Origin of the sequence: Cohaesibacter haloalkalitolerans (assembly GCF_003574655.1) — a bacterium.
In the GTDB taxonomy this organism is placed as follows: Bacteria; Pseudomonadota; Alphaproteobacteria; order Rhizobiales; family Cohaesibacteraceae; genus Cohaesibacter; species Cohaesibacter haloalkalitolerans.
The window spans coordinates 280,104-305,987 of the sequence record NZ_QNUM01000002.1; the positions used below are offsets into that span (position 1 = coordinate 280,104).

Annotated in this window: 28 protein-coding genes; 8 read left to right on the forward strand and 20 right to left on the reverse strand. The window is 59.3% G+C overall.

Going from position 1 to position 25,884, the window contains the following annotated elements:
* Nucleotides 1-88: 88 nt before the first annotated feature.
* The 4 genes from DSL70_RS05115 to DSL70_RS05130 form a co-directional block, all read right to left on the reverse strand.
* Nucleotides 89-2,227, reverse strand: coding sequence for a putative bifunctional diguanylate cyclase/phosphodiesterase (locus DSL70_RS05115; protein ID WP_119306834.1), 2,139 nt, complete (start codon nt 2,225-2,227; stop codon nt 89-91).
* Nucleotides 2,224-2,781 (reverse strand): putative pterin-binding protein, encoded by a 558-nt coding sequence (locus tag DSL70_RS05120; RefSeq protein WP_119306835.1) that lies wholly within the window; start codon nt 2,779-2,781, stop codon nt 2,224-2,226. Before DSL70_RS05120 ends, DSL70_RS05115 begins: the two co-directional genes overlap by 4 nt.
* Before the next feature lie 238 nt (nt 2,782-3,019).
* A complete protein-coding gene (locus DSL70_RS05125) occupies nt 3,020-3,691 on the reverse strand; it encodes an HAD family hydrolase (protein ID WP_162916369.1) in 672 nt (223 codons plus the stop codon).
* Between the two features lie 127 nt (nt 3,692-3,818).
* Nucleotides 3,819-4,613, reverse strand: coding sequence for an SURF1 family protein (locus tag DSL70_RS05130; protein WP_162916370.1), 795 nt, complete (start codon nt 4,611-4,613; stop codon nt 3,819-3,821).
* A gap of 116 nt (nt 4,614-4,729) precedes the next feature.
* On the opposite strand from DSL70_RS05130, the gene DSL70_RS05135 reads away from it, so the two are divergent.
* Nucleotides 4,730-5,059: a hypothetical protein gene (locus DSL70_RS05135; protein WP_119306838.1), complete on the forward strand. Its 330-nt coding sequence runs from the start codon at nt 4,730-4,732 to the stop codon at nt 5,057-5,059.
* Here the strand turns inward: DSL70_RS05135 and DSL70_RS05140 are convergent.
* The 7 genes from DSL70_RS05140 to coxB all read right to left on the reverse strand — a co-directional run bounded on the left by DSL70_RS05140 (nt 5,037) and on the right by coxB (nt 10,843).
* Nucleotides 5,037-5,417, reverse strand: a complete 381-nt coding sequence (locus tag DSL70_RS05140) for a DUF983 domain-containing protein (protein ID WP_119306839.1) — start codon at nt 5,415-5,417, stop codon at nt 5,037-5,039. The genes DSL70_RS05135 and DSL70_RS05140 overlap by 23 nt on opposite strands.
* Nucleotides 5,418-5,460: 43 nt before the next feature.
* The gene (locus DSL70_RS05145; RefSeq protein ID WP_119306840.1) at nt 5,461-6,297 is read right to left on the reverse strand and encodes a cytochrome c oxidase subunit 3; all 837 of its coding nucleotides are present in this window, start codon (nt 6,295-6,297) and stop codon (nt 5,461-5,463) included.
* Nucleotides 6,290-6,949: a cytochrome c oxidase assembly protein gene (locus DSL70_RS05150; protein ID WP_119306841.1), complete on the reverse strand. Its 660-nt coding sequence runs from the start codon at nt 6,947-6,949 to the stop codon at nt 6,290-6,292. The genes DSL70_RS05145 and DSL70_RS05150 overlap by 8 nt, the downstream gene beginning before the upstream one ends.
* A 31-nt stretch (nt 6,950-6,980) precedes the next feature.
* Nucleotides 6,981-7,142, reverse strand: a complete 162-nt coding sequence (locus DSL70_RS22170) for a hypothetical protein (protein WP_162916371.1) — start codon at nt 7,140-7,142, stop codon at nt 6,981-6,983.
* 45 nt (nt 7,143-7,187) lie between these two features.
* The gene (locus DSL70_RS05155) at nt 7,188-8,186 is read right to left on the reverse strand and encodes a heme o synthase (RefSeq protein WP_119306842.1); all 999 of its coding nucleotides are present in this window, start codon (nt 8,184-8,186) and stop codon (nt 7,188-7,190) included.
* A gap of 172 nt (nt 8,187-8,358) precedes the next feature.
* Nucleotides 8,359-9,969 (reverse strand): cytochrome c oxidase subunit I, encoded by a 1,611-nt coding sequence (gene ctaD / locus DSL70_RS05160; protein WP_119306843.1) that lies wholly within the window; start codon nt 9,967-9,969, stop codon nt 8,359-8,361.
* A gap of 25 nt (nt 9,970-9,994) precedes the next feature.
* Nucleotides 9,995-10,843, reverse strand: coding sequence for a cytochrome c oxidase subunit II (coxB, locus tag DSL70_RS05165; RefSeq protein WP_119307276.1), 849 nt, complete (start codon nt 10,841-10,843; stop codon nt 9,995-9,997).
* A gap of 629 nt (nt 10,844-11,472) precedes the next feature.
* Here coxB and DSL70_RS05170 point away from each other — a divergent pair.
* Both DSL70_RS05170 and DSL70_RS05175 read left to right on the forward strand, forming a co-directional pair.
* Nucleotides 11,473-12,039, forward strand: a complete 567-nt coding sequence (locus DSL70_RS05170; RefSeq protein ID WP_245418099.1) for an invasion associated locus B family protein — start codon at nt 11,473-11,475, stop codon at nt 12,037-12,039.
* Nucleotides 12,040-12,173: 134 nt separating this feature from the next.
* The gene (locus DSL70_RS05175) at nt 12,174-12,608 is read left to right on the forward strand and encodes a GFA family protein (protein WP_119306845.1); all 435 of its coding nucleotides are present in this window, start codon (nt 12,174-12,176) and stop codon (nt 12,606-12,608) included.
* 24 nt (nt 12,609-12,632) lie between these two features.
* On the opposite strand, the gene DSL70_RS05180 is transcribed toward DSL70_RS05175, so the two are convergent.
* The 3 genes from DSL70_RS05180 to ispH all read right to left on the reverse strand — a co-directional run bounded on the left by DSL70_RS05180 (nt 12,633) and on the right by ispH (nt 15,398).
* Nucleotides 12,633-13,274, reverse strand: coding sequence for a hypothetical protein (locus DSL70_RS05180; protein WP_119306846.1), 642 nt, complete (start codon nt 13,272-13,274; stop codon nt 12,633-12,635).
* 39 nt (nt 13,275-13,313) lie between these two features.
* A complete protein-coding gene (locus tag DSL70_RS05185) occupies nt 13,314-14,279 on the reverse strand; it encodes a homoserine kinase (RefSeq protein ID WP_119306847.1) in 966 nt (321 codons plus the stop codon).
* Between the two features lie 111 nt (nt 14,280-14,390).
* A complete protein-coding gene (gene ispH / locus DSL70_RS05190; RefSeq protein WP_205563160.1) occupies nt 14,391-15,398 on the reverse strand; it encodes a 4-hydroxy-3-methylbut-2-enyl diphosphate reductase in 1,008 nt (335 codons plus the stop codon).
* A 356-nt stretch (nt 15,399-15,754) separates the two neighbouring features.
* Here ispH and DSL70_RS05195 point away from each other — a divergent pair, with 356 nt between their 5' ends.
* Nucleotides 15,755-16,423: a hypothetical protein gene (locus DSL70_RS05195; protein ID WP_162916372.1), complete on the forward strand. Its 669-nt coding sequence runs from the start codon at nt 15,755-15,757 to the stop codon at nt 16,421-16,423.
* Nucleotides 16,424-16,466: 43 nt separating this feature from the next.
* Here DSL70_RS05195 and DSL70_RS05200 read toward each other — a convergent pair whose 3' ends face one another.
* Nucleotides 16,467-17,312 (reverse strand): XRE family transcriptional regulator, encoded by an 846-nt coding sequence (locus DSL70_RS05200; RefSeq protein WP_119306850.1) that lies wholly within the window; start codon nt 17,310-17,312, stop codon nt 16,467-16,469.
* A gap of 285 nt (nt 17,313-17,597) precedes the next feature.
* Here DSL70_RS05200 and DSL70_RS05205 point away from each other — a divergent pair, with 285 nt between their 5' ends.
* Complete coding sequence (locus tag DSL70_RS05205) at nt 17,598-17,813, forward strand: DUF2061 domain-containing protein (RefSeq protein ID WP_119306851.1); 216 nt, start codon at nt 17,598-17,600, stop codon at nt 17,811-17,813.
* On the opposite strand, the gene DSL70_RS05210 is transcribed toward DSL70_RS05205, so the two are convergent.
* Entirely contained in the window at nt 17,805-18,335 is a 531-nt protein-coding gene (locus DSL70_RS05210; RefSeq protein WP_119306852.1) for a hypothetical protein, read from the reverse strand. The two genes, DSL70_RS05205 and DSL70_RS05210, sit on opposite strands and share 9 nt — an antisense overlap.
* Nucleotides 18,336-18,355: 20 nt before the next feature.
* A complete protein-coding gene (locus DSL70_RS05215; RefSeq protein ID WP_119306853.1) occupies nt 18,356-18,706 on the reverse strand; it encodes a diacylglycerol kinase in 351 nt (116 codons plus the stop codon).
* Nucleotides 18,707-18,941: 235 nt separating this feature from the next.
* Here DSL70_RS05215 and DSL70_RS05220 point away from each other — a divergent pair, with 235 nt between their 5' ends.
* Nucleotides 18,942-19,388, forward strand: a complete 447-nt coding sequence (locus DSL70_RS05220; RefSeq protein WP_119306854.1) for a hypothetical protein — start codon at nt 18,942-18,944, stop codon at nt 19,386-19,388.
* A gap of 20 nt (nt 19,389-19,408) precedes the next feature.
* Here DSL70_RS05220 and mutL read toward each other — a convergent pair whose 3' ends face one another.
* Together mutL and DSL70_RS05230 are read right to left on the reverse strand one after the other, a co-directional pair.
* Entirely contained in the window at nt 19,409-21,472 is a 2,064-nt protein-coding gene (gene mutL, locus DSL70_RS05225; protein WP_119307277.1) for a DNA mismatch repair endonuclease MutL, read from the reverse strand.
* 293 nt (nt 21,473-21,765) lie between these two features.
* Nucleotides 21,766-22,254 carry a nucleoside deaminase gene (locus DSL70_RS05230; protein ID WP_205563161.1) on the reverse strand — a complete coding sequence of 163 codons (489 nt, stop codon included), beginning with the start codon at nt 22,252-22,254 and terminating at the stop codon, nt 21,766-21,768.
* A 478-nt stretch (nt 22,255-22,732) separates the two neighbouring features.
* On the opposite strand from DSL70_RS05230, the gene DSL70_RS05235 reads away from it, so the two are divergent.
* Nucleotides 22,733-24,568, forward strand: a complete 1,836-nt coding sequence (locus tag DSL70_RS05235; protein ID WP_119307279.1) for a pseudouridine synthase — start codon at nt 22,733-22,735, stop codon at nt 24,566-24,568.
* Between the two features lie 133 nt (nt 24,569-24,701).
* On the forward strand, nt 24,702-25,262 hold the full coding sequence (gene rsmD / locus DSL70_RS05240) for a 16S rRNA (guanine(966)-N(2))-methyltransferase RsmD (RefSeq protein WP_119306855.1): 561 nt from the start codon (nt 24,702-24,704) through the stop codon (nt 25,260-25,262).
* 96 nt (nt 25,263-25,358) lie between these two features.
* Here rsmD and DSL70_RS05245 read toward each other — a convergent pair whose 3' ends face one another.
* Nucleotides 25,359-25,748 carry a YkvA family protein gene (locus DSL70_RS05245; RefSeq protein WP_119306856.1) on the reverse strand — a complete coding sequence of 130 codons (390 nt, stop codon included), beginning with the start codon at nt 25,746-25,748 and terminating at the stop codon, nt 25,359-25,361.
* Nucleotides 25,749-25,884 lie beyond the last annotated feature (136 nt).

Below are 25,884 nucleotides of genomic sequence, written 5' to 3' on the forward strand. Positions count from 1 at the left end.
GTCAAAAGGTTGACAAAAGGCGCGGCAGCCCTCTGGCTACCGCGCCTTTGTTTTTCGGTTGCCTTGTGTCGCCCCATCCGGGCTGACCCTATCGCAATCTGCCCTTGATGAGGGTCAGTTCCGGGCGGGTCGGCCCCGCAGTGGTCTCCCCCAACCCTTGCGGGGTTTGCGGGTCTTCCGCCTCCGGGGCTCTGGTGCCGCTGGCCAGATTGACACCGGACAGCATCGCCAGAATCGCCAACTTGTGCATGGGCTTTCCGAACAGGTAGCCCTGGAAAATATCACAACGCTGGGCCTGCAGGAACAGCATCTGCTTTTCCGTCTCGACCCCTTCTGCCACAACCTTCAGCCCCATGCCACGCGCCAGATTGATGACGCCGCGCACCAGCTTGCGGTCCTCTTCCTTTTCTTCGATCTGTTGCACGAAGGAGCGGTCGATCTTGAGAACATTGAGCGGCAGGCTCTTGAGATAGCCAAGGTTCGAGTAACCCGTACCGAAATCATCCATGGCGAGGGAAATCCCCTTTGCCGACAGGCGCGACAGCATGCTCGCGGCCTTGCGGGTATCCTGCACATCAACACTTTCGGTGATTTCGACGGTCAGATAGTTGGGATCGAAGCCCGTGTTGTCTAGCAGTTCCATCAGTTCCGCATCAAGATTGGAGTTGTTCAGCTGGTGAGGGCTGAGGTTGATGGACAGGTGCAGTTTGTGCCCCGCCTTGTGCCAGCTCACCAGATCGCTACAGGCCTCGCGGAAAATCCAGTCGGACAGGGTTCCAATCAGACCGGAATTTTCTGCGATCTCGATGAATTCCATGGTCGGAATCTGGCCAAGTTCGGGATGGAACCAGCGCACCAGTGCCTCCACACCGGTGATGCAGCATCGACCGTTTTCCAGATTGCGGGTCACCTGCGGCTGATAGTAGACCTCCAGTCCCTTGCCACCATGCAGCAGCGAATGCCTGAGGTCAGCTTCCAGACGCACCCGATTCTGAATGGCGACGCTCATGCCGGCTTCATAGAGCGAGTAGGTCTGACGTCCCCTGCTCTTTGCCTCATACAGCGCCAGATCGGCATCGCGCAGCAGCTCATCGGATGAACTGGACAGATCCGGATAGCGCGAAATGCCAGCAGATGAGGATATCCGAATGTCGTTGCCGGACAGATCAAACGCTGAGCTCAAGGCATTGATCGCCTTGATCACCGACCGTTCCGTTTCAGCAAAGTCTGCACACTGGAGAATGGCAAACTCGTCGCCCCCAAGGCGCACGACGATGTCATTTTCCTGTGAGAAGATATTGATCAGGCGCGCCGCAGCATTCTTCAACAGCCGGTCTCCCATGGGGTGGCCAAATGTGTCGTTGACGTCCTTGAACTTGTCCAGATCGAAGAGGACCAGGTTGAAGCCCTTGCCGGTTTCCTCCGCGATCCTGATGAACTGGTTCATTTTCTGATTGAGGAAGGAGCGGTTTCCAAGGCCGGTCAAGGGATCATGTTCGGCCAGAAAGCGCACACGAGCCTCCCGCCCTTTTATTCTCATCTCTTCCTTACGTGCTCGGTAGGCTTCGGTTCCGAACAGGGTGAGGATCAGCATCACGCCGACGGCCGAGGAAAGCAGCATCACGTTCATCGACTTCAGCGCATCGTCAAGACGATGCTGCAGCTGTGACGCCCGCTTTACCCTGGTTTGGGCGATGACGGCGGCCATGGACGAAATGTCATCCTCATAAAGGGCCAACTGCCGATCGATCCTCTGATACTTGATGAAGTCGCCCGGTTCCAGAGACTGAACGAGCTGGTCAACAGCCCGCAGGGAGATCCGCAGGCCGGACATCATCTGGTTGAAATGCTCATGCTGTTCTGGTGGGATATCAACACTGATGGTATTGATGCTAAAGGCACGGCTCCAGAGGATGTCAAACCAATTGTGGACCATCTGGTGGGAGACATCCTGTGTAGTGCCACTGCTGCCATCCGGTTTTTCATCCGATCCAGCATTGTGCGCCCCCAGATTGACGCCCAGCGCATATTTGGCAACGATACTCCTGAAGCGTCGATACTCCAGCTCAAGGCGAATGCCTTCATCGCGACCGGAAATCATCTCATAGCTCTGCGCAATCTGACCACGCAACCGGTCCACCTTCTGGAACTGGTAGAACTCCAGTACCAGCAGTGCAATGACAGAAACCAAGTAAGCGGTGGCCAGAGCCCTGGAATACAGTCTCATTTCACAATCATCTTCTCGATTTGCCAAACGGAACGGGCGGCGTATTTCGGATCAAGAAGAGATGTATCCAAATCCCGAGGATAGATGAGCCGTGTCGGGCCGCGCCGGCGGATGCTCAGATCCTCACCATTCTTGCGAATGGCGAGCAGAACATCATGGTCGTAGAAATCCTTGATGGGGATGGTGACGCTGTAACCATCAAGGGCGCGAAACTCCACCTGTTCGCCCATCGAACCGACATAGTCCAGAAGATCGCGCATCAGCACGCCATGCCACAGATGGGGAGTTGAGGAATAGATGGTACGGGTTTGAAGCTCTCGGAGGCCGATTTTTTCGATCATCGGGCGATCAAGAAGCACTGCGCCATTGGCATTGTGATTGTCGAGCCTTCCCGTCACTGTCAGGATGACGTCGCTTTGCGGCTGGCTCAGCTCATCGGCATAAACAAATGCCGAATATGCCTCCAGGCATGTGACCGTGAAGAAGATGATGCCGCAAACCAGTTTGAGGTGCAATCTTGCGAATGCACCCTCCATATTTCCCCGTCGAGCCATTGTTCACCCCTGTTTGGCCAAATCAAACCATAAGGGGCATTCACAAATAGTAAAACGCTCCCGGGTGGAGCGAGAGGAAGCCGGAATTGGTTGGAATTATAGTTTTATACTTAATTGACCGTTAAGGTGTGGTTTTGGCAGAGAGCGGCAAAAAGCTGCCGCTCAAGCCCATTCTGCAACACAAGACCGGTAGGAAGGCTGCCAGTCCAACCGGTCGCGGCGGCTGCCGCGGAGACGCTTATTTCTCGTGCCAGTTCTTCAGCGCTTCGATGGTCGCCGGAATATCGACGAGACGGCGCACAACGGTTTCCGCTCCGGCATCCATCAGATGCTCCCCATGACCGGGGTAGCTGTGGCTGGCGCCAATGAAGCCAATCACCCGCATCCCTGCCTGACAGGCAGCCTGAACCCCGTGGGTGCTGTCCTCGATGACGATGCAATCGGCCGGATCGGTTTCAAGAACCGTTGCCGCATGCAGGAAGACGTTCGGGTCTGGCTTGGGCTGCTTGGTACCTACTTCCATAGCTGAATAGACATAGGGGCGGAAGCGATCCCACAGGTCGCCACGGCGCATGTTGCTCTCCAGCCGATCCGAGGCGGTGTTGGAGCAGACACAGCGCGGGTAGTCGAGCTGATCGAGCATCTCGTGTGCGCCTTCGATGACCTTCATCGTGTCGATCTTCTGCATGGCGCGATCATCGATTCGTTCCAGAATATCGAACGGCAGGTTACGCTCGAGTTCCTCTTCAATGAGCTGGACAATCTCGGCATTGGTCATGCCGGCATAGGTGCTGTTGTAGGTTTCCAGATCCATATCAAGATCTTCTTCCTGAAACACCTCGATGGATGCCTTGGCCCAAATGATTTCCGTATCCACCAGCGTGCCATCACAATCAAAAATCACCAGCATCTTGTCCATCCTTGCTATCCGTCAGCATCAACCCGAAGCGTGCCACCTGACAGGTCTGAAACCGGCAGGACGCACGAAATCCTTCATGTGGACCTTTGGGCGAACAAGGTCAATGGGCGGGGACCAATTATTTGCCCCCAGCCGCCTGTTCCAGCTCAGACGGCTGGCTTTTGCTGCGGCTTTTCCGCAGGAAAAGCAGGAAGATGACAACCAGCGCCGCCGCCAACCCATACCAGGTGAGCGCATATTGCAAATGACTATTGCGGAAGCTGATGCGGGTTTCTCCCCCTTGCGGCAGGCTCACCCCTTCAAGGCCGGATGGCACCCCCTGCCCCTTGAGAAGATCAACCCAATAGGGAGCGGTGGTAGCCGGGGCCATGCCGAGATAGGCTGCCATTTCGCCGACCTGCCGGACGATCCAGACATTCTTCTGCATGTCCGCCTTCGGGCTCAGCCAGTTTTTCGGCTCGTCAAACCGCATGAGACCGGTGAGCGTCACGTCACCGGAGATCAATGTTTCCGGACGGCTTTGCGCCTCCTTCTGCCGCTCGGGCACAAAACCGCGATTGATGATCACCTGCCAGCCATCGGTGGTGATGAAGGGGGTCATGATGAGATAGCCGGGCCCTCTCAGCGGGCCGCCACGCGGCTCATTGAGGGCAAACCAGACATGAACCTCGTGGCTGTGGTCATAGTGACCAACAAGACGCACGGGGCGGTAGACCGCTGCATCGGGCTGAAGACCTGTCCATTGGTCCGGCCCCGGAGCACCCTCAGGGGATGCAGCGACGCGGCTGTTCACATCTGCTATCAGCTGCTCCTTCCAGGCCAGCCGTCGCACCTGCCAGTTGCCCAGCGAGACAAGGAGGATAAAAGCGGCAAGGGCACTCAGGCTGAACAGCCAGATTTTCGCTCTGGACATCACTTTTCCCACACGCTCCTCATGTCTTTGTGCTACCAGACGGGAGGCTACAGGCATTTCGGCCTTCGTGCCATCCAACATCCGCTCAAGCCCCCGTGCAAAGAGGATTTGCTGCCATGCGCTCCCAACCTGCCCGCTTTGCCCTTGTCTTCTTCTCACTCAATCTGTTCTTTCCGCTGGCAGTGCAGATCGGGGTGGCGATCATCGGCCTGTTCGAGCCAAACCTGCGCACGCTGGCGGTAGCATTGCCGGTGATCTTCCTGATCAATGTGGCCAACATCAGCCTCGCCTTCTATCACAAGGCCTGGCAGCGGGTGGCGCTGATCACCATCACGCTGTTCAACGCCATTTCCGTTTTTGCGATGGGAGGCCTGTCCTTTTTAACATCCGTTGCCGGGTGGGAAGAGATCGTGCCAGATCTGGTCAGTCTGATCCTGCATCACTGATCCGCCGACCCTGCTCGGCCTTGGTGCGGTATTGCTGAGCGATGAGCGCCCCTTTCAGCCAATAGAGGAAGGCAAGGCACAGCAGGATGGCGACCGGTGCCCAGATGATCACTTGCAGCCAGACCGGAGGTTCATAGGTGAACTCGGTATAGAGCAGTCCACCGGTGGAGATGAAGCCGACGATCATGATGACAAAGACGGCTGGTCCATCGCCGCTGTCGATGAACCCATAGTCAAGGCCGCAGACATCGCATCTGTCGGCAACCTTGAGAAAGCTCCTGTAGAGCCTGCCCTTGCCACAGCGCGGACATTTGCCCGCGAGGGCCGTGCGGGCAACGCTGCCGCCACTTTCCGCCATGATCCTTCCTTCCTGCACCGGCCGAGCGGTGCGCGGCACCGGCCTAATGGCCGATGGTGCCGCCGAAATTGCCCCAGACATAGATGGCCGTGAACAGGAACAGCCAGACCACGTCAACAAAGTGCCAGTACCAGGCAGCCGCTTCGAAGCCGAAATGCTGCTGAGGGGTGAAATGGCCCTTGTAGACCCGGATGAGACAGACAATCAGGAAAATGGTGCCGACAAACACATGAAATCCGTGGAAGCCGGTCGCCATGAAGAAGGTGGCGCCATAGATGCTTTCCTTGAAGGCAAACGGGGCGTGAACATATTCATAGACCTGGACCGCCGAGAAGACGGCGCCGAGCAGAATGGTCAGCGCCAGCCCTTTCTTGACCCCGTCCCGATCGTTCTCCAGCAGTGCATGGTGTGCCCATGTCACCGTAGTGCCGGAAGCCAGCAGCAGCAGCGTGTTGAAAAGCGGCAGGTGCCACGGGTCGATGACTTCCAGCCCCTTGGGAGGCCAGACACCACCAAGAAATTCCGTGCGCAGATATTGTTTGGCCTCATCGGCAAACAGGCTGGCATCGAAGAAAGCCCAGAACCACGCCACGAAGAACATCACTTCCGAGGCGATGAACAGGATCATGCCATAGCGCAGATGCAGCTGAACCACCGGCGTGTGGTGCCCTTCATGAGCTTCCCTGATGACATCGCGCCACCAGCCAAGCATGGTGTAAAGCACACCGACAAGGCCCGCCAGCAGAATGAGGCTGGTGCCGCCGTGGAACAGAGTGACCGCGCCGATTGCCATGACAAACGCAGACACCGAGGCGATGATCGGCCAGGGGCTGGGGTCGATGATGTGATAGTCGTGGTTCTTGCTATGAGCCTCAGCCATTGTCTGCTCCTCCCAAGCGCGTCGATGTCCTGTCGGTGGGTGCGGGGCTACCGCCCACCTTGGCCGCCTTGTCGGCGGGTTCCTTTTCCAGCGGGAAGAAGGTGTAGGACAGGGTGATGGTGTCGATGAATCTGAGATCCGGATCCTTGTCGATATCGGGATCGATAAAGAAGATCACCGGCATGTGGCTGGTCTCGCCTGCCTTGACCGTCTGTTCGGTGAAGCAGAAGCATTCCAGCTTGTTGAAATAGGCACCCGCAGCCTGCGGCGTGACGTTGAAGGTGGCGGTTCCGGCGGACGCATGCTGGCCCTGATTGACCACCTTGTAGAAGGCCTCGCCGGTCTCGCCCACCTTGAGGGTCACGGGCTTGGTCTCGGGCCGGAAGGTCCAGCTGAGCCCGCCGGATACGTTGGCGTCAAAACGCACGGTCATCTTGCGGGCAATCGGGGCCGCCGGGGCAGTGGTTGCCGCCCGCGTCGTACCGCCATAGCCGGTCACCTGACAGAAGAGCGAATAGAGTGGGACGGCGGCGTAGGCCATGCCGACCATCACGCCAACAAAGCCCAGAAGCCCATAGGCCAGACGCAGGTTGGCGCGGGCATTGTCGACCGGGCGGGTCTCGCCTTTCTCTATCGTGTTCTGTTCGCTCATCGGATCACACTTTCCTGTTGCGCCAGCCGGTTCAAAGCGGCCGGTTCATCACGCCCGGCCCCATCTTGACGATGGTGATGGCGTAGAAAATGAGAACCAGAGCGCCGAGCGCGAAAGCAATCGCCATGGAACGACGACGCTGGCGCTTCTTCTGGGTGTCGGTCAGGGTGACCCGTTCGATGATTTCAGCCATGACAATGTCCTTTCACAGGGTCATGAGGTTCCGGTTGCCGCTTGCTCAGAGGAGCGAGGGCAGCGCTGGAAGTCCCGCGAGGCGCTCGAAGAGCAGCGTCGCATAAAGCAGAAAAAGATAGAGGATGGAGAAACCGAACATCTGTCCGGCGGACTTTCTGGCCAGGCTTCCCTCGCGAATGGTATAGACCCGCAAGGCTGCCCCGATGAACAAGAGACCCAGCGCCACGGACAGGGCTCCGTAGGTGACACCGGCGAAACCGAGCAGTGCAGGCAGCACCCCGATGGGCGCCAGCAGCAGCGAATAGATGAGGATCTGCGAGCGGGTCACAGCCTCCCCCGCCACGACCGGCAGCATCGGCACCTTGGCGGCGCGATAGTCATCGCTCTTGATGAGGGCCAGCGCCCAGAAATGGGGGGGCGTCCACATGAAGATGATGAGAAACAGTACGATGGACTCTATGCTGACCGTGCCGGTAACGGCCGCCCAGCCGATCATCGGCGGGAACGCCCCGGCAGCGCCACCGATGACGATGTTCTGCGGCGTGCGGCGCTTCAGCCACATGGTGTAGACCACCGCGTAGAAGAAAATGGTGAAGGCCAAGAGCCCACCGGCCAGCCAGTTGACCAGCAGGCCGAGCATCAGCACGGAACCGACAGACAACGTCAAGCCGAAGCTGAGGGCTTCACCCGGCGTGATGCGCCCTGCCGGAATGGGCCGGTTGGCGGTGCGCTTCATCACGGCGTCGATGTCGGCGTCATACCACATGTTGAGCGCCCCGGAGGCCCCTCCGCCGATGGCGATGCAGAGAATGGCGATGAGGCTTTCCAAAGGATGCAAATGACCGGGAGCAACCATCAGGCCAACGAGGGCGGTAAAGATCACCAGAGACATCACCCGCGGCTTGAGCAGGGCGATATAGTCGCGCACCTCCGCGCCACCGAAATCCGCGCCGTAATCGGCTCGGCTCAGCGCCTTGGTGGTGGCAATGGCCGAAAGGGCCTGTTTGCGCTCGGCATGGTCCGCATGGTCCACAAGGGTCATGGTCTCTCTCCCGACAGGTTTCAGCCTGCCTCGTTGTTATCGGGTCCTTTTGTCTTTCTCTTCCATCGTCTTGTTTGCTGGCGGTTCGGCCAGAGGGCGGTGCGGGGCTTGAAACGCCAAGGCTCGAGCGATCAAGCCTTGGCGACGGGCCTCCTCACTTGCCCTTTACCCCCTAGCGAATACGGGGCAATTCTTCCCACTGGTGGAACGGTGGCGGTGAAGACAGCTGCCACTCGAGGGTATCGGCCCCTTCGCCCCATGGATTGTCTCCGGCCACGCGTTTCTTGGAAAAGGCCTCGAAGACGCCGTAAAGGAAAATGCAGACCGCCACGAAGGTGATGTAATAGCCGTAGCTCGAAACGGCATTCCAGCCGGCATAGGCATCGGGATAGTCGGCGTAGCGGCGCGGCATGCCCTGAAGCCCGAGGAAATGCTGCGGCATGAAGACGAGGTTGACGCCGATGAACATCACCCAGAAATGCAGCTTGCCGAGGGTCTCGTTATACATGATGCCGAACATCTTCGGGAACCAGTAGTACCAGGCAGCGAAGATGGCAAAGACAGCGCCGAGCGACAGCACATAATGGAAGTGTGCCACCACATAGTAGGTATCATGCAGGGCGCGGTCGAGGCCAGCATTGGCCAACTGGACGCCGGTGACACCACCAATGGTGAACAGGAAGATGAAGCCCACCGCCCACAACATTGGCGTGCGGAAGCTGATTGAGCCGCCCCACATGGTGGCGATCCAAGAGAAGATCTTGATGCCCGTTGGCACCGCAATCACCATGGTCGCAAACAGGAAGTAGGCCTGCGTGTCGACATCGAGACCGACCGTATACATGTGGTGCGCCCAGACGATGAAGCCGACGACACCGATGGCCACCATGGCATAGGCCATGCCGAGATAGCCAAAGATCGGCTTGCGCGAGAAGGTGGAAACGATGTGCGAGATGATGCCGAAGCCCGGCAAGATCAGGATATACACTTCCGGATGGCCGAAGAACCAGAACAGATGCTGGTAGAGCACCGGATCGCCGCCGCCTTCAGGCTTGAAGAAGGAAGTGCCGAAGTTGCGGTCCGTCAGCAGCATGGTGATGGCCCCGGCAAAGACCGGCAGGCTGAGCAGCAGCAGGAATGCGGTGACCAGCACCGACCAGGCAAACAGCGGCATCTTGTGCAGGGTCATGCCTGGCGCGCGCATGTTGAAGATGGTGGTGATGAAGTTGATCGCACCAAGGATCGAAGATGCGCCCGAGATGTGCAGCGCGAAGATCGCCAGATCCATCGCCGGTCCGGGGTGTCCCGTCGTGCTGGAAAGCGGCGGATAGGCCGTCCAGCCACCGCCAAAGCCGGTGCCGCCCGGAGGACCTTCAACAAACAGCGAGATGATCAGCAGCGCAAAAGACGGCGGCAGCAGCCAGAAGGAGATGTTGTTCATGCGCGGGAAGGCCATGTCCGGTGCGCCGATCATGATCGGGACGAACCAGTTGCCAAAACCACCGATGAGCGCAGGCATGACCATGAAGAAAATCATGATCAGCCCGTGGCCGGTGGTGAACACGTTGAACATGTGCGGGTTCTTGAAGAACTGCAGCCCGGGCTCGTGCAGCTCCAGACGGATGCCACCGGACAACAGGCCACCGACGATCCCTGCCGCAATGGCAAAGATCAGATACATGGTGCCGATATCCTTGTGGTTGGTCGAATAGACCCAGCGCTTCCAGCCGGTCGGAATTGCGTGCGCATCACCATGCGCAGTTGGGGCAGTGGTTACAGACATGAGTTTGCTCCCTTGTGCGTTGGCGCTATTGCGCGGCCAGTTTGAGGTTGGACTGCGGATAGATCCCGGCGAGCAGCGCCTTGTTGGCGGCTTCGACATCATCGGCGGCAGCGGCCAGCCACTGGTCGAACTGCTCCTGGCTCACCGCGCGCACCGCAAGCGGCATGAAGGCGTGATCCTTGCCACAAAGCTCGGAGCACTGGCCGTAATAGATGCCTTCGCGCTCGGCCATGAACCAGGTTTCATTGAGACGGCCGGGCACTGCATCCATTTTCACGCCCATGGCAGGCATGGCATAGGAATGGATGACATCGGCGGAGGTAATCTGCAGACGCACCACCTTGCCGACCGGGACAACCATCTCGTTGTCAACGGCCAGAAGGCGCGGCTCGCCTGTGCCTTTGGTGACCCGTTCCTCGTCGGAGAGCATCAGCGAGTCAAAGCTGACCCCTTCCGTGTCGGGATATTCATAGCCCCAGTACCACTGGTATCCGGTCACCTTGACGGTAAGGTCGGCGGCGGGCACCTCCATCTGCTTGTAGAGCAGGCGGAAGGAAGGAACCGCCAGCACCATCAGAATGAGGATCGGAACCACGGTCCAAGCAACTTCCAGCAGCGTGTTGTGCGATGTCTTCGAGGGAACCGGGTTGGCCTTGGCGTTGAAGCGGACAAGAACGATGACCAGCAGAAGCGCCACGAACAGCACGATCGGAATGACGATCCAGAAGGTGAAGCTGCCGAACCAATGGACGTCTTCCATCACTGGTGAGGCCGCCGGTTGCAGGGACGCGCCCCATTTGACGGGCTGTGACGCCAGCGCCGGTGCGCCTGCCGACATGCACCAGACGACTGCTGCGGCGATGAATGCCGCCATGCCCCGTCCCGCCGTGCGGATGAGGCATTGCCTGTTGAAACCCTGTTTGGCGATCACCACGGTCGCACCTCCCTTGTCAAACCTCTCAAATCCGGGGCGCCGGTCAACACGCATCGCCGGATGTCTTGCTGATCTGCTTTCTGGAATGATGGTTCGACGCGCCGTCATGGCCTTGAGCAAGGTCTCTGGCAAGGTCTCTGGCCAGATCTCGTGCAAGCTCTCGGGCCACAGGGCCTTTCCGCTCATGGACCGGTCGGTTTCCGCTTGTCTTGCTTTTCTGGAAACCGGCCTAAGAACAGGGTCGTACCGAATTTCAATTTGATTCAGATCAAGTCGGGAATATTCAGACACATGCGACCGGATGTCGCAACCTCTGCGCATAGTCCATTAGTGCGACAGAATGCCCTACTTCACAATTTATTCTTTATTATTCAAAAATATCCACATGCGTCATTCCCCGAACGAGACGCAATGCACTGGAAATATCCCCAATATTTTATTGCCACAATTGAAGCCTAGTGCTGTCTGTGGAAGCATTTCCAAGACAGCGGGTCGGCGAATCAGGCAAATAGAGTCCGGTTTTCGTCCCACACGCTTCATGCCCCTTCATGCCCTTTAGGGCGATAGTCATGGTGACACCTTCAATGACCTGCAAGCACGCCCCGGTTCGTTATTTCAGCAAGTTGCCATCTGGCGCCTTGTTTGCCGTAGCCCTTCTCCTGACATCTCTCGTGACCATCGGCTTTTCGGCCAGTGACGCCAATGCACAAGGGGCCGTGCGCTCCAAGCATGGCGATTGGGAAATCCGCTGCGATACGCCTCCGGGTTCACCGTCCGAGCAATGCGCGCTGATGCAGTATGTGACTGCGGCAGATCGTGACAATGTGGGGCTCACCGTGATTATCCTGAAAACCGCAGACAAGTCGGCTCGCATCCTGCGTGTGCTGACGCCGCTTGGCGTGCTGTTGCCCCATGGCCTCGGCCTGCATGTGGATAGCACTGATGTGGGCAATGCAGGCTTTGTGCGCTGCCTGCCACAGGGCTGCATCGCCGAAGTCATTATGGATGACCAGTTGCTCAAGCTTCTGGAAGAGGGCAAGACCGCGACCTTCATCGTCTTCCAGACGCCGGAAGAAGGCATCGGCATTCCTATCGAGCTCAATGGCTTCAAATCGGGCTTTGATGCCCTGAAGTAACGGCAGACGTTCGCTCAAGACGACATGACCAGAGGCCTCGCAAGGAGGCCTTTTGTTTGCCCGGCCAACGCTGATGCCAGCGGTTATTGATACCCTGCCGACACCCCCTATAGACCTGCGAAAAGGAGCATCCCATGTCTCATACCGAACAGACCACGCATCAAACGGACCATCACACGGGAAGCTGCCTGTGCGGCGGTGTGGCCTTCGAGATCAATGGCCCCTTCGAGCATTTCTTTCTCTGCCACTGCCAGCGCTGCCGCAAGGCCAGCGGCACGGCCCACACCGCCAATCTGTTCAGCACGACGGCAACTGTGGTCTGGCTCAGCGGCGAAGACCTGCTGTGCCATTATCATGTTCCCGAGAGCCGCCATGCGCGCTGCTTCTGCAAAAACTGCGGCTCGCCCCTACCCCTGGCCCAACCCGAACTAGGATTGGTTCTGGTGCCGGCAGGATGTCTCGACACACCGTTGGCGATGCGCCCCGAAGCCCATATCTTCACCAGCTCGCGTGCCGAGTGGGATGACGATCTGGCCGCTCTGCCGGAGTTCGACGGACTGCCCGGCTAGATGCCGAAAGGCGTGGCCAGCCCTCTAGTGCAGACGGTGGATGTTTGAAGGGGTATCATCGTTGCGATCAGATCCGTTCTGGCCACCATTGATCACCTTCAGGCGACCACGCCAGCGATCCGAGAGTGCCCGCATGCCGGAAACCTCGACCATGCCGTGGGAGCGGAAGCCCATCAGCTCGCGGATTTTTTCGGCCTCTTCCTCGGATGGAAAGGCCCCGAAGGCGGGCAGGCTGTCGCCATTTTCCAGAATGGGATGGATCTCGATCACCGTCTCGTCGGTCGCCCAGTTGGGGCGGTGAAACTCCAGAATGGAAATATCCGCAAAGGGCGTCCGTGTCTCGCGGCGGCGCAACAGCCAGTCGCGGGTGGTCTGGATCAGCTGCTGCCCTTCAAGATCGAGTCGTGTATCCCGCGCCTCCCCCATGAGCGCCGAGAGCAGGAAGGACGTTCCGCCCGCCGCGCCGAGCAGCCCCAGAAGACCATAGGGGATCAGCACCCAGTTGAAACGGTTCCACTGGGGCGCGACCAGCAGCGCATAGGGCAACAGCCACAACACCACCCCGAACAGTCCGATCATCACGCGAACCGGCAGGGGATAGTGATTGTGAAACAGGAAGGGATCATCCTTGGCCTTTGTCCCGGTGTTGATGCCGCAACTGCTCATCCTGTCCCTCTGTGCTGTCGCCGTTGATCCGGCCTGATCCTAGCGCTCGATGCCATAATCCATCGGTGTCCGGATGGAGCGATGGAAGCGAAGTTTCTTGAGATATTCGATCGGATCCTTGGGCGTGACCTGCGCCCCTTCCGGCACATTCAGCCAGTCATAGAGGCGCGTGAGATGGAAGCGCAAGGCTGCCCCGCGAGCCAGCAGCGGCAGGGCATTGTATTCCTCCACCTGTAGCGGACGCACCGACTGGTAGCCTTTCAGCATGGCGCGGGCCTTGGTAACATTGAACATGTCGTCAGGCTCGAAGCACCAGGCGTTGAGGCAGATGGCAATATCATAGGCCAGAAGGTCATTGCAGGCAAAGTAGAAGTCGATGATGCCCGACAGGGCGCCCCTCAGGAAGAAAACATTGTCAACGAACAGGTCGGCGTGAATGATGCCCTTGGGCAGATCGCGCGGCCAGTGAGCCTCGAAGAACTCAAGTTCCTTCTCGATTTCCGCCTGCAACCCCTTCTGCACCTCGTCGGCCCGGTTGGCGCACATGGCAAACAACGGCCGCCAGCCACCGACCGACAATGCGTTGGGACGCACAATCTCGAAGCCCTCGCCAGCCTTGTGCATGCGGGCCATGGCTTCTCCAAGCTGCTCGCACTGCTCGACGGAAGGACGCCGTACCCACATGCCCTCAAGGAAGGTGACCATGGCGGCGGGCCGTCCGGCCAGGTGCCCCAAGGCCTTGCCTTCGCTGTTCTTGAGCGGGGTCGGGCAGTTGAGGCCACGAGCCGAGAGATGTTCCATCAGCCCCAGAAAGAAGGGCAGATCGGTCGGGTTGACCCGTTTTTCATAGAGCGTGAGGATATAGGGGCCGGTTTCGGTTTGAACAAGGAAGTTCGAGTTCTCAACGCCTTCCGCGATGCCCTTGTAGGAGGTGAGTGCGCCCACATTGTAGTTGTCTACAAAGGCGCTCAGTTCTTCATCGCTGACTTCCGTATAGACCGCCATATCGGTCCCCTTTCAACTTGTCTTCTCTATTTCCGATGCAAGGGGGCCGCTTGTGCCCGGCCCTTCCCCATTGTTTCTATTCGAGCCTTTCAGGCTTGATGGCTCCGGCCGTTATCTGACGGGCTCTGCCTTGGGGCCTTCTTCCAGCACGCCTGCGGCGATGGCCGCTTCACGCAATTCGCGCGGGATGTTGAAGACCATGTCTTCCTTGGCGATGGTGACAACCTCGACGGTTACCGCATAGCGGGCGGAAAAGGCTTCGATGACTTCCTCGACCAGAATTTCCGGGGCCGAGGCGCCCGCCGTGATGGCAACCGACGAAATGTCGCCAAGGCTGCCCCAGTCGATGTCGGCGGCGCGCTGAAGCAGCAGAGACTGGCGACAGCCAGCCCTCTCGCCCACTTCGCGCAGGCGCTTGGAGTTTGAACTGTTGGGCGCACCGACCACAATCATCACATCGGCGCGGGGGGCGACGGTCTTCACCGCTTCCTGCCGGTTGGTGGTGGCGTAACAGATATCGTCCTTGTTCGGCCCCTGAATGTTGGGGAAGCGGGCCTTCAGCGCATCGACAATCCCCGCGGTGTCATCCACCGACAGGGTCGTCTGGGTGATCCAGGCCAGATTGTCCGGGTCGCGCGGCTCGAAGTCGGCCACATCGTCCACCGTCTCGATGAGCTTGACCACATTGTCGGCAAGCTGCCCCATGGTGCCGATCACCTCGGGGTGGCCGGCATGGCCGATCAAAACCACCTCGTGGCCGCGCTTGTCATGCAGCATGGCTTCCTTGTGAACCTTGGAAACCAGCGGACAGGTGGCATCGAGATAGAAGAAATTCTTCGCCCTTGCCGCTTCCGGCACCGATTTGGGCACACCATGGGCCGAGAAGATCACCGGTTGGTCGGTCTCGGGAATCTCGTCCAGTTCCTCAACGAACACCGCGCCCTTGGCCTTCAGGCTTTCAACCACATATTTGTTATGGACAATCTCATGACGCACATAGACGGGAGCTCCGAAGGTCTTGAGAGCCAGATCCACGATCTGGATCGCCCGGTCAACGCCTGCGCAGAAGCCACGAGGGGCGCACAGAAGAATTTCCAGCGGCGGGTTCGTCTTGCTCATGTTGTCTTCACCTTGAGGGAGGGGTTGAAGCAAATCGCTCATAACAGGGATATGAAGAGTGTGAACCGGCTCCTGTCAAGGTGAGAAGGTTTGGAAAAGTCATTCTCAGGCAGAATCCCCTGTAAAGAGAATGGATTTTTGCTGCCAGACTATGCAAGAAAGGAACGGTGGACAGCAATTTGGCTTTCCTGATGAATTGCAATTGGCAGGATGCCGGTTATTATTCGCCATCGGCCTCAATTATGCTATAAGTCTGGGCCAAACAAGGGCATGGGCCAGGATCGAGTCGCTCTGAAGACACCGGATCCCCTTTGCCATGGATGCGTAGTAAGTGGTGCGTTTAGAAAGAGTGGATGATGTCGGTATCTTTTTCCAATATCTGCAAACTGGCAGCCGTGGGCGCCTTGGGGCTTTCCCTTTCGGGTTGCATAACCGGCCCCGGCGGCATGAAGATGCCTTCCTTTGGCAACAAATCCACAGATAGTCAGGCCACCTCCCCAGCATCGGCCCCTGCAACACCGGGGGTGACGTCGAGCGCTGCGGATGTGGCCAACGGTGGCGCGATCGTTGACAGCACCACCAATCTCATTCTTTCCAACGCCAAGAATATCAACGGCTATTGCCCTTCGGTCAGCATTCTGGGTGACACCAATGTCTACCAGTCCTACGCCAAGGGTGGCGAGGGCAATGCCAATATGCTGATCCATCAGGCCAACATCACCCAGACCGCGCGGGAATGCACCGACATGGGCGCAGAGATGTTCATCAAGGTCGGCGTTGCAGGCCGGGTTCTCGGCGGGCCGAAGTCCACCGACAAGGACAAGGCCGTATTGCCGCTGCGCATCGTGATCAAGCAGAAGGACACCGTGCTCTATTCCCAGCTGCACAAGGTGCCGGTGATGCTGGCCCCGCCGGATCGCTCCGGCCTGTTTGCCAAAGTCGACGAGGGTATTGCCATTCCGACGCCGCGTGAGCGCAACGTTCAGATTCTGGTCGGCTTCGATTCCGGCCCGAGCAAGCGCTAGGCTTCCCTGCTCAACATGATCACGGCGACGAGAAGGGCCTTTTTCAAAGGTCCTTCCTCAGTGCATTAATGTAACCGGGAACGTCCCTCGGATCGACTGAGGCTTGCCGTATCAACCGGTCGAAATGGCTGGTCAGCGAAGCCACCCGTGCGCTCTCGCGAAAGGCGAGGTAGAACTCTCCGATATAGACAACGGCCAGCTTGGGGCCAAAGATGGTCACTGGCGCGCTGAATATGTGGTGCGCGTCAAACAGAAACAACCTCAGACGCGGGTAGAGATCCTCACACAAGCGGGAGATGGAGGAAAGTTGCTCCAGCCTCACCTCGCGCGCCAGCCCCGCGTAATAGGCACTACCCGAGGCAAGGGCGTTCAACTCATGCATCGGCATGGCGATCTCATAGTCCGATTGACCGGAGCGAAGCCACGCGAACAGCTCCTGCATGGCTTCGATGGCCAGTTGTGAAGTGTTTTCAAAGGCAGAGGCATATTCCCACTTCAGCATCGCCTCGGTCTTGAGCATGTCCGGCAGGGTTGCGGGCACATGCCGCAGCTTGTAGCCAGCCGCTTCCTTGTGCCAGCCCAGAATCTGGGCATCGGCTGCGCTGCGTTCGGCCGGGCTCAGCGCCAGAGACGCGGCCACGATGTCTCCCGGTCGTTCGGGCCGATCGGTGAGCCCAAGCAGCCAATCGGTGCTAACCCCGAGCGCCATGGCGGCATCGGCCGCAAGCTGGGCATTGGGCAAACGGGCGAGATCCTCTTTCAGCAACTGCCCGATGGTCGAGCGATCCACCCGGGTTGCCCGCGCCAAGGCACTGCGCGACATGGCACTGTGGTCCATCGCCGCCAGCAACCGTTCACGAAAGAGGGTTGCGCGGTCTCGCCTGTCCATTTTCTTCACCAATGTTGATTTAAGTCTGCAAACTGCATTTTATGCAGCAAAAGCACAGACTGTCTAGCCCCCGGACTCTGCGCTACAAACGAATAGCCGAGAAATCAAAGATACCTGTTCAGAAGGTCTCCCTCCCCCGGCATCCAGTTTATTTTCATTGATCAACCAGACTGCTGCGCGGGACGACCGCACAGCAAGGACGCAATGTGCCTGCCTGTCGCTCAGGGACAGCACAACAGCCAACCCAAAGTCGTGTCACATGGACAGGAATAATGGATAGGAAAAATGGATAGCAGAACAAGAACAATCGCCAAGGCCATCAGCTGGCAGCTCATGGGGCTCGTTTCCATGACCCTCGTGGGTTATCTCTTCACCCGCTCGCTGACCGCGAGCAGCGGCATAGCCATCGCTTCCGCCATCGTCAGTTTCATCTTCTACTGTTTTCACGAAAGGCTGTGGTCGCGGGTTCGCTGGGGCCGGGTGTCCGACCTGTCATCGTGAGGACGCTATTTCGTCCGGGTCTGCATCCTCGGCGACGGCGGCCTTGATGCGCGCCACGATGTCTTCGGCTTCGGCGCGGGTTGCGAAAGTCTCAATCTGCAGCAGAATGCCACCATGGATATCGGCCAATTCCACATTGGTCCTGCCTGCCGGATCACTGGAGCTATCAGCGGGAAGCAACTGGAACCCGGCAATGCGCACGAAAGGTACGACAAACGGTCTGGAACGCCCCAGTATCGATGCCGTTACCTGCGTCAACTCTCGGCGGTCCAGATCAATCTCATACTGGCGAGACCAGCCCATGATTCCTTGTGACGCGAAGGCCCAGCCAAAGCCGAAAGAGGCAAACGCCACAATCAGAACACCCGCAAGAAGATAGACATTTTCGCCATCGAAAGACATTCCGAAGACCAGATAGTAGGCAAGGATCAACAACGCGATGCCGCCGGTCCCCTTGATCGCGCGGGTCCGACCCGGAATCTGGTTCTTGACCCTTGTGAGTTGCGGACGGTTCTTGCGCATGATGCTGTCAGTCTCTTCGGTTACAGGTGGCTATAGACCACATAAAGACTGTATAGCGACATCATGGTCAAGCCGCAAAAGACCGCAAAGGACCCCAGATCCTTGGCCTGTCGGGCGAATTCGGCGAATTCATTGGTCAAATGATCCACCAGAACTTCCACAGCCGTGTTCAGGGCCTCGATGGCAATGGTCAACAGGAAGAGAAAGCCGAGAATGGCAAACTGTCCTGCATCAGCCCCCACGGCGACATAGACAGCCAGCAGGATGGCAAAGAACATGCATTCGGCCTGAGCGGCGGTCTCCTGCAAAAGCCGGAGAAACCCGGCGTAGGAGTAGGTCGCAGCGTCAAGGACATGCCGGATATGGTTCATTTGCTCATTCGCCTGTTGGTTTGAAGATGGGACATCAGCCAATCTGGATTTGGGGACTGTTTCACTTGATTGGTATGACAGGGAGATGACGAGCCCCCTCGCCTTTTCGCCGACAGGGGGCAAAAAGCAGGGGATAGGCAGGAAGCTTCGGCTCTCGGCGCCTGTTTTCGATGTACCCACAACCATATACACGACAAGATTGCGGGCCTCCAACGCTGCCTCAAAGGGAATCATCATGAAGGCTGTCAGACCCTGCCCTGCCGTTGCCTCGGGATTTCGGGGCGCAATCTGGGCCATGCTGCTCCTGCTTGCCAGCGGTTCCATTGTCGGCTGTTCCGGCGTGACCGAGGATGTGACTTCAATCACCGATGTGCGCCATGTGGAGCTTGATGGTCAATCCTATCGCATCATGGAAAATGTCGAGCAGAAGACGGTGACCACGACGCCATCGCTCGGAGCGTCCCTCAAGGGAGGCCTGATCAACGGGCTGGCGCTGGGCATGGCCAATGTCTTGCCCGGCAAGGAGACCCACCTCCGAGCAGCACGCAAATATCTCGATGAAACGGGCCGCAAGGATTGCCCGATCAGCAAGGGCCGACTGGTGGTCGAACCGCGCTATCGCTTCACCTATGCCTGTCCGGAGGCTGAGGATACCGGCAAGGATATCCCGACAATCGAATAGGGCCCCCGCGCGCGTGGTTGCTAGCTTCGGCCGAACAGCCGTTCAATGTCGCTCAGCTTGAGCTCTACATAAGTCGGGCGGCCATGGTTGCACTGACCGGAATGCGGCGTGGCTTCCATTTCGCGCAGCAGCGCATCCATTTCCTCGGCCCGCAGGCGACGACCGGACCGCACCGAGCCATGGCAGGCCATGGTGGCAGCCACATGCAGGATTTTTTCCTCGACGCGGGTCGACTTGTCCCACTCGGCCAGATCGTCGGCGACGTCGCGCACCAGCCGCTCGATATTGGGCTTGCCCAGAATGGCCGGGGTCTCCCGCACCGCAACGGCACCCGGCCCGAAGCTTTCCAGCGTCAGGCCAAGACGTTCCAGATCCTCGCCTGCTTCGAGCAGGCGGTGAACATCATCCTCATCGAGTTCCACCACATGGGGGATCAACAGCCCCTGCCGGGCGATGCCGCGTTGGGCAAGAGAGGCCTTGAGCTTCTCATAGACAAGGCGCTCGTGGGCGGCATGCTGGTCGACAATCACCAGACCATCCTCGGTCTGGGCGATGATGTAATTCTCGTGGATCTGCGCCCGTGCGGCGCCCAGTGGCCGGGCCAGTGCAGCGGCATCGAGGTCGCTATCGTTGGCGCGGGCATCTGCCGAGGGGATCGCAACATCAGCCATGCGGCCCTGAATTTCGAATGGGGGCATTTCGGATGGGGGCATCCCCGATACAGGCATTCCGGCAAAGTCACTGCTCATGCCAGCCTCGGCCAGCCCTGACGCTGCGCCGACGGATGATTGGGAAAAGCCGCTCTCAGCGCTATCCTGCCCTTCGGACAGGCTACCGGCTGCGGCTTCATCATCGGCATCGCCGGGGGCGTAGACACTCTGGCGCCAATCCCAGTTGAGTGGTTTGGCGGGCTGGTAGGCCTGCGGGCGCAGCCCTGTCACTGGACGCTCGGGCGTGCCTGTAGCAAGGGCCGGAGAAGTTCCTGAAAGGATCGCACTGCCAGCCCCGGTCGCCCGCACCCCGTCCGGACGCAGGGCGGCCAGCGTCGCCGAGCCTCCGGTGTTGGTGGAGCGATGCCCGGCTGCGGCGATGGCCTGCCGGATGGCCCCCACCACCAGCCCGCGAATATGACCGGCATCGCGAAAGCGCACGTCGGCCTTGGTGGGATGCACGTTGACGTCCACCTCGTGGGGATCGAGGTCGATGAACAGCACGACACAAGGGTGGCGGCCTCCGAAGAGATAGTCCGCATAGGCGCCCCGAATGGCGCCAAGCATCATCTTGTCACGCACCGGGCGGCCATTGACGAAGACGAACTGCTGCAGGCTGTTGGCGCGGTTGAGGGTTGGCAACCCGGCAAAGCCGGTGAGCCGCACCGTGTCACGCAGGGCATCGATCTCGACCGCATTGTCGCGGAAGTCCTTGCCCATCACCTGCCCCATGCGCACCAGATGGGCGTCCGGGCCATTGACGGAGGCATATTCGAGGCGGGAGCGGTCTTCTCCGGTCAGGCTGAAGCGCACCTTCGGATTGGCCATGGCGATGCGCTTGACGACCTCGGAAACGGCCATATTCTCGGCCCGGTCGGTCTTGAGAAACTTGAGGCGGGCGGGCGTCGAGAAAAACAGATCCTTGACGTCGATCCGCGTGCCGATGTTGAGGGCGGCAGGTTTGGGTTCGCTCTCCTTGCCCCCTTCCACTGCAATCTCCCAGGCGTGCGGCTCGGAGGCATGGCGCGAGGTAATGCCGAGCCGGGCGATGGAGCCGATGGAAGGCAAAGCCTCGCCGCGGAACCCCAGATGGCGGATGTCCATCAGATCATCGGGATTGAGCTTGGAGGTGCAGTGGCGCCTGATGGCCATTTGCAGATCCTGCCGGGACATCCCCAGCCCGTTATCCGATACACGGATCAGGTTCTTGCCACCACCGGCGGTCACCACCTCGACCCGGTCAGCCCCGGCATCGATGGCATTTTCCACCAGTTCCTTGACGACACTGGCAGGCCGTTCAACCACTTCGCCAGCGGCGATCTTGTTGATGGTTGCTTCGTCTAGCTGTCGGATCTTGGAAAGGCTTTCGCTCATCGAGAAGGGCACACATGATCTGGAGGAAAAGAAAGGCAGAATCACCACGATCGGCTTGTCTGGTCGCCGAGTCTGCCACAGACCGGACCGCGCTTCAAACAGCTTCGGACGATCCGTGATTTCGGCTCTGGATGGAGCGACTTGCGGCCCATTGTCAGGCGGCTGGACATTATCGCGATGCAGCCTGACCTTCAATATGGCCCGGCAGGTCTATGGCATCGCTCGGAAGGAGAACACCGTGTCGACTGAGCCCCATTCCCGATGCCTTTCTGCCGTCCGTCACCGTCTGGCGTTCAGTCTCGCCGCGATTTGAAGAAGGACGTCAACAGCTCAGCACATTGTGTCTCGCTGATACCGGAATAGACATCCGGGGCGTGGTGGCAGATTGGCTGGTTGTAAAGCCGGGGACCGCTTTCGACTGCTCCCCCCTTGATATCCACGGCGCCATAATAGAGCCGACGGATCCGGGCGAAGGAAATGGCGGCAGCGCACATCGGGCAAGGCTCCAGAGTCACATAGAGATCGCACTGAGGCAGTCGCTGGCTCCCCAGTTGCACACAGGCCTCGCGGATCACGACGATCTCGGCGTGGGCGGTCGGATCATTGGTTTCGATGGTCCGGTTGCCCGCCCGCGCCAGAACATTCCCCTCATGGACGAGCACCGCGCCGATCGGCACTTCCCCGCGTGCCTCGGCCTTGCGGGCTTCCTCAAGCGCCATTTCCATGAAGCTAGCCTTGTCGGCAACCTCTTTGAGGGTCGGTTTGGCCGGGTTTTGTGCCATGTATCAACTCTTCTGTTAGCCTTGTCGGCAAAATCTGACAGCTATGCATTCGCGAGCACGATTTCCTCTCGCCTTCTGTTCAGCACTTGTGGTAAAGGCTTTCGCCATGGAACGCAAATCTGCTCACAAAGGACACCGTTCTGCCGACGCGACGTCGCCAGAAGGGTCCGAAAATGCGCGCCGCGACGGCGCCCATCGCAACAATTTCGCATCGACCTCCGACAAGAGCGGCGGCATGCGCAAAAATGCCTCTAACAAATTTTCCGGTAAACCGGATGGCAAATTTTCCGGCAAACCGGGCGGCAAATTCTCGGGTAAACCGGGCGGCAAGTCCTTCGGGAAGCCCGGCGGGAAATTCTCCGGCAAGCCCGGTGGCAAATTCGCAGGCAAGAAGAGCTTTGACAAGCGGGATGATGACCGGAATGCCGGTTGGTCACCGAGTATCGACGCGCGCCGCGAAACAGCCGAAGAGCGCAACATGCGCGGTATCAGCGACCGTCCGGACCGGGACGGCCAGAATGACCGCAGCAACAGCCGCTATGACAGTCGCCCCGACAGCCGTCCAAAACGGGAAGGTGGCGCCGGCTTCAACAAGGACCGGAGTTTCAACAAGGATCGGGGCTTCAACAAGGATCGCAGCTTCGACAAGGGGCGCCGTTTTGGCGGAGGCTCCGGTGCAGGCACCGGCAAGAGCTTTGCTTCGGCACCCCGGATGAACAGCCAGCGCTTCCAGAAGCCTGCCGACGACAAGCCGAAAGGTCCGGCCTACACTCCACCGACCCGCGCGCTGGAAGAAGGCGAGCGCATTGCCAAGATCATGGCACGCGCCGGACTTTGCTCGCGCCGCGATGCGGAAACCTGGATCAAAGAAGGCCGCGTAACGGTCAATGGCAAGGTGCTGGAGACACCGGCTGTTAACATTCACACCAACGACAAGGTTCTGGTCGATGGCGCACCGCTGCCGGTGCGTGAGCGCACCCGTCTGTGGCTCTATCACAAGCCGCGCGGTCTGGTGACCACCACGTCCGATCCGGAAGGCCGACCAACGGTTTTTGAAAAGCTGCCGCAGGGTCTGCCGCGCGTGATCACCGTGGGACGTCTCGACATCAACACCGAAGGCCTGCTGCTGCTGACCAACGACGGCGGTCTGGCGCGGATTCTGGAACTGCCGACCACCGGCTGGCTGCGCCGCTATCGCGTGCGGGCCTATGGCAGGGTCACGCAGGCTCAGCTCGACAGTCTGGCTGATGGCATTGCGCTCGAAGGCGTGCTCTATGGCTCGATCGATGCCCAGTTGGAACGCGAGGTCGGCGACAACGTCTGGATCACGGTTGCCCTGCGCGAAGGCAAGAACCGCGAGGTCAAGAAGGTTCTGGGCCATCTCGGCCTTGATGTGAACCGTCTGATCCGCGTGTCCTATGGTCCGTTCCAGTTGCTGGATCTGGATGAAGGCAAGGTGCAGGAAGTCAAGGGCCGCGTGCTGCGCGACCAGCTTGGCGAACGCCTCGTTGAGGAAGCCGGTGCCGATTTCGACGCCCCGATCCTCACCGAACTGCCCAAGGAAGAGCCAAAGCAGGACAAGAAGGACGATCGCAAGAAATCCGGCGGTGCCAAGGGCGGCTATCTGTCGGCCAAGGAAGGCGCCCGCGTCATGTCCGAACAGAAGGGCGGCAAGAAGCGCTTCGAGGACAGTGACCGGGATCGCGGTGACAGGGATCGCGGTGACAGAAGTCGCGGCGACAGAGACCGTAGTGATCGGAATCGTGGCGACAGGAATCGCGATGATCGGCGAGATCGCGGCGACCGCAGGGATCGTCGCGATGGTGATGATCGCGGTGCTGATCGTGAAAAAGTCAGCTACAATGCCGTGCCTTACGCCGAACGCAAGAAGTTCGACCCGGCGGCTCCACGACGCACCAACTTCGTCTATCGCGAAGAAGGCGCCGATGGCAAGAAATCCGAAGGGCGCAGCGCCCGCAAGGTAGGCGGCCGTCCACACAAGGCCGATCTGATGGATCCGAATGCCCGCATCGTCAAGAAGGGTGGCTATTCCGGCGCAAGTAAGTTTGGCGCTGGCAAGTCCGGTTCTGGCAAACCCGGTGGCAGCAAGTTCGGCGCATCAGGCGCTCGTTCCGACGCTCGCCCAGAAGGACGCTCCGAAGGGCGCTCCGGTGGCCGTCCCTCTGGCAAGTTTGGGGACCGTCCGGCTGGCAAGTTTGGCGACCGTCCGTCCGGACGCAGCGGTGGCGGAGATCGTCCCGGCGGGTTCCGTGGCGGCAAACCGCGCGGCGGCTCGGATCGCGGTTCGCGCTGACGAGGCGGGCCTGATGCCCCCTTCAATACTCTCGGAGTGAGGACAGTTCCTGCCCTCCTCTTTTGATGGCATCGCCGCCTTGTCTTGGCGGTGCCTCACCGCACATCATCCAAGCCCAACCCAGGATCCGATCATGCGCATCGTAGGTGGACGCTCCAAAGGCAAACAGCTCGCCAGCCCGAAAAGTCAGGATATCCGACCGACAACCGACCGGGTGCGGGAAACGCTCTTCAACATCCTCGCCCACAGCTATGACAATGTCGTTGTCGATGCACGGGTGCTGGATCTGTTTGCAGGGACCGGGGCGCTGGGCTGTGAGGCCCTGTCACGCGGGGCCAAGGCGGCGCTGTTTGTCGAGGATGGCGTCGAAGGGCGCGGGCTGATCCGTACCAACATGGAAACCCTCGGTCTTAATGGTGTCGCCAAGATCTTCCGACGCGACGCCACCAAGCTTGGGGATGTGGGCACGATGGAGCCCTTTACGCTGGTGTTCATGGACCCGCCCTACAACAAGGGGCTTGGTGAACAGGCTCTGGCCAGCGCCGACAGGGGCGGATGGCTGGTGCCCGGCGCCCTGATCGTCTGGGAAGAAGATGCCAAGGCCGAGCTGTCGATCCCGGAGGGTTTCGAACAGCTCGAAGACCGCAGCTACGGTGACACCAGACTGACGTTTCTCAGCTACAAGCCACAATAAATCTCAACTTCGGTTTCGGGCCATGTTGCGCTCAGACAGCGGACGGCACTCTTCCCTGCCAGCCTGTCTGACATTTTGGGGTTCTATCTGGGGCCTTTAGGCGAGGACCCACAGGACAACCGCCGTGGCAACAAGACACCATGTCAACAGCACGGCGACGAGGCCGGCCCGGCTCATTGGCCGCAAGGTGAGCGCTTCGGCCTTCGCCCGGCAACGCACCAACACGTCGGGCGGCAACAGTTTCAGGACAAGCCAGATACCCAATGGCACGATCAACAGGTCGTCGAGCCAACCAAGCACAGGGATGAAATCTGGGATAAGGTCGATTGGCGAAAGCGCGTAGGCGGCAACAGCCGCCGCCAACACCTTCGCCCGCAATGGCGTCATAGGATCACGAGCGGCGATCCATACAGTCAGCGTATCCCGCTTCATCAACCCGGCCCATTTCGCAACCGTAGACCTGATTGCTTCAAAAAAATGTGTCATGCCGCGCGCCCGGCTTGTTCCTCAAACACCTCAGCCAGCTCCATCTCCCAAGCATACACGCCTGATAATACCCCAAGGTCCACCCGTCTCGTGAGTTTGCACCATTTTTTTGTCCATAGATGAGGAATACCAACTT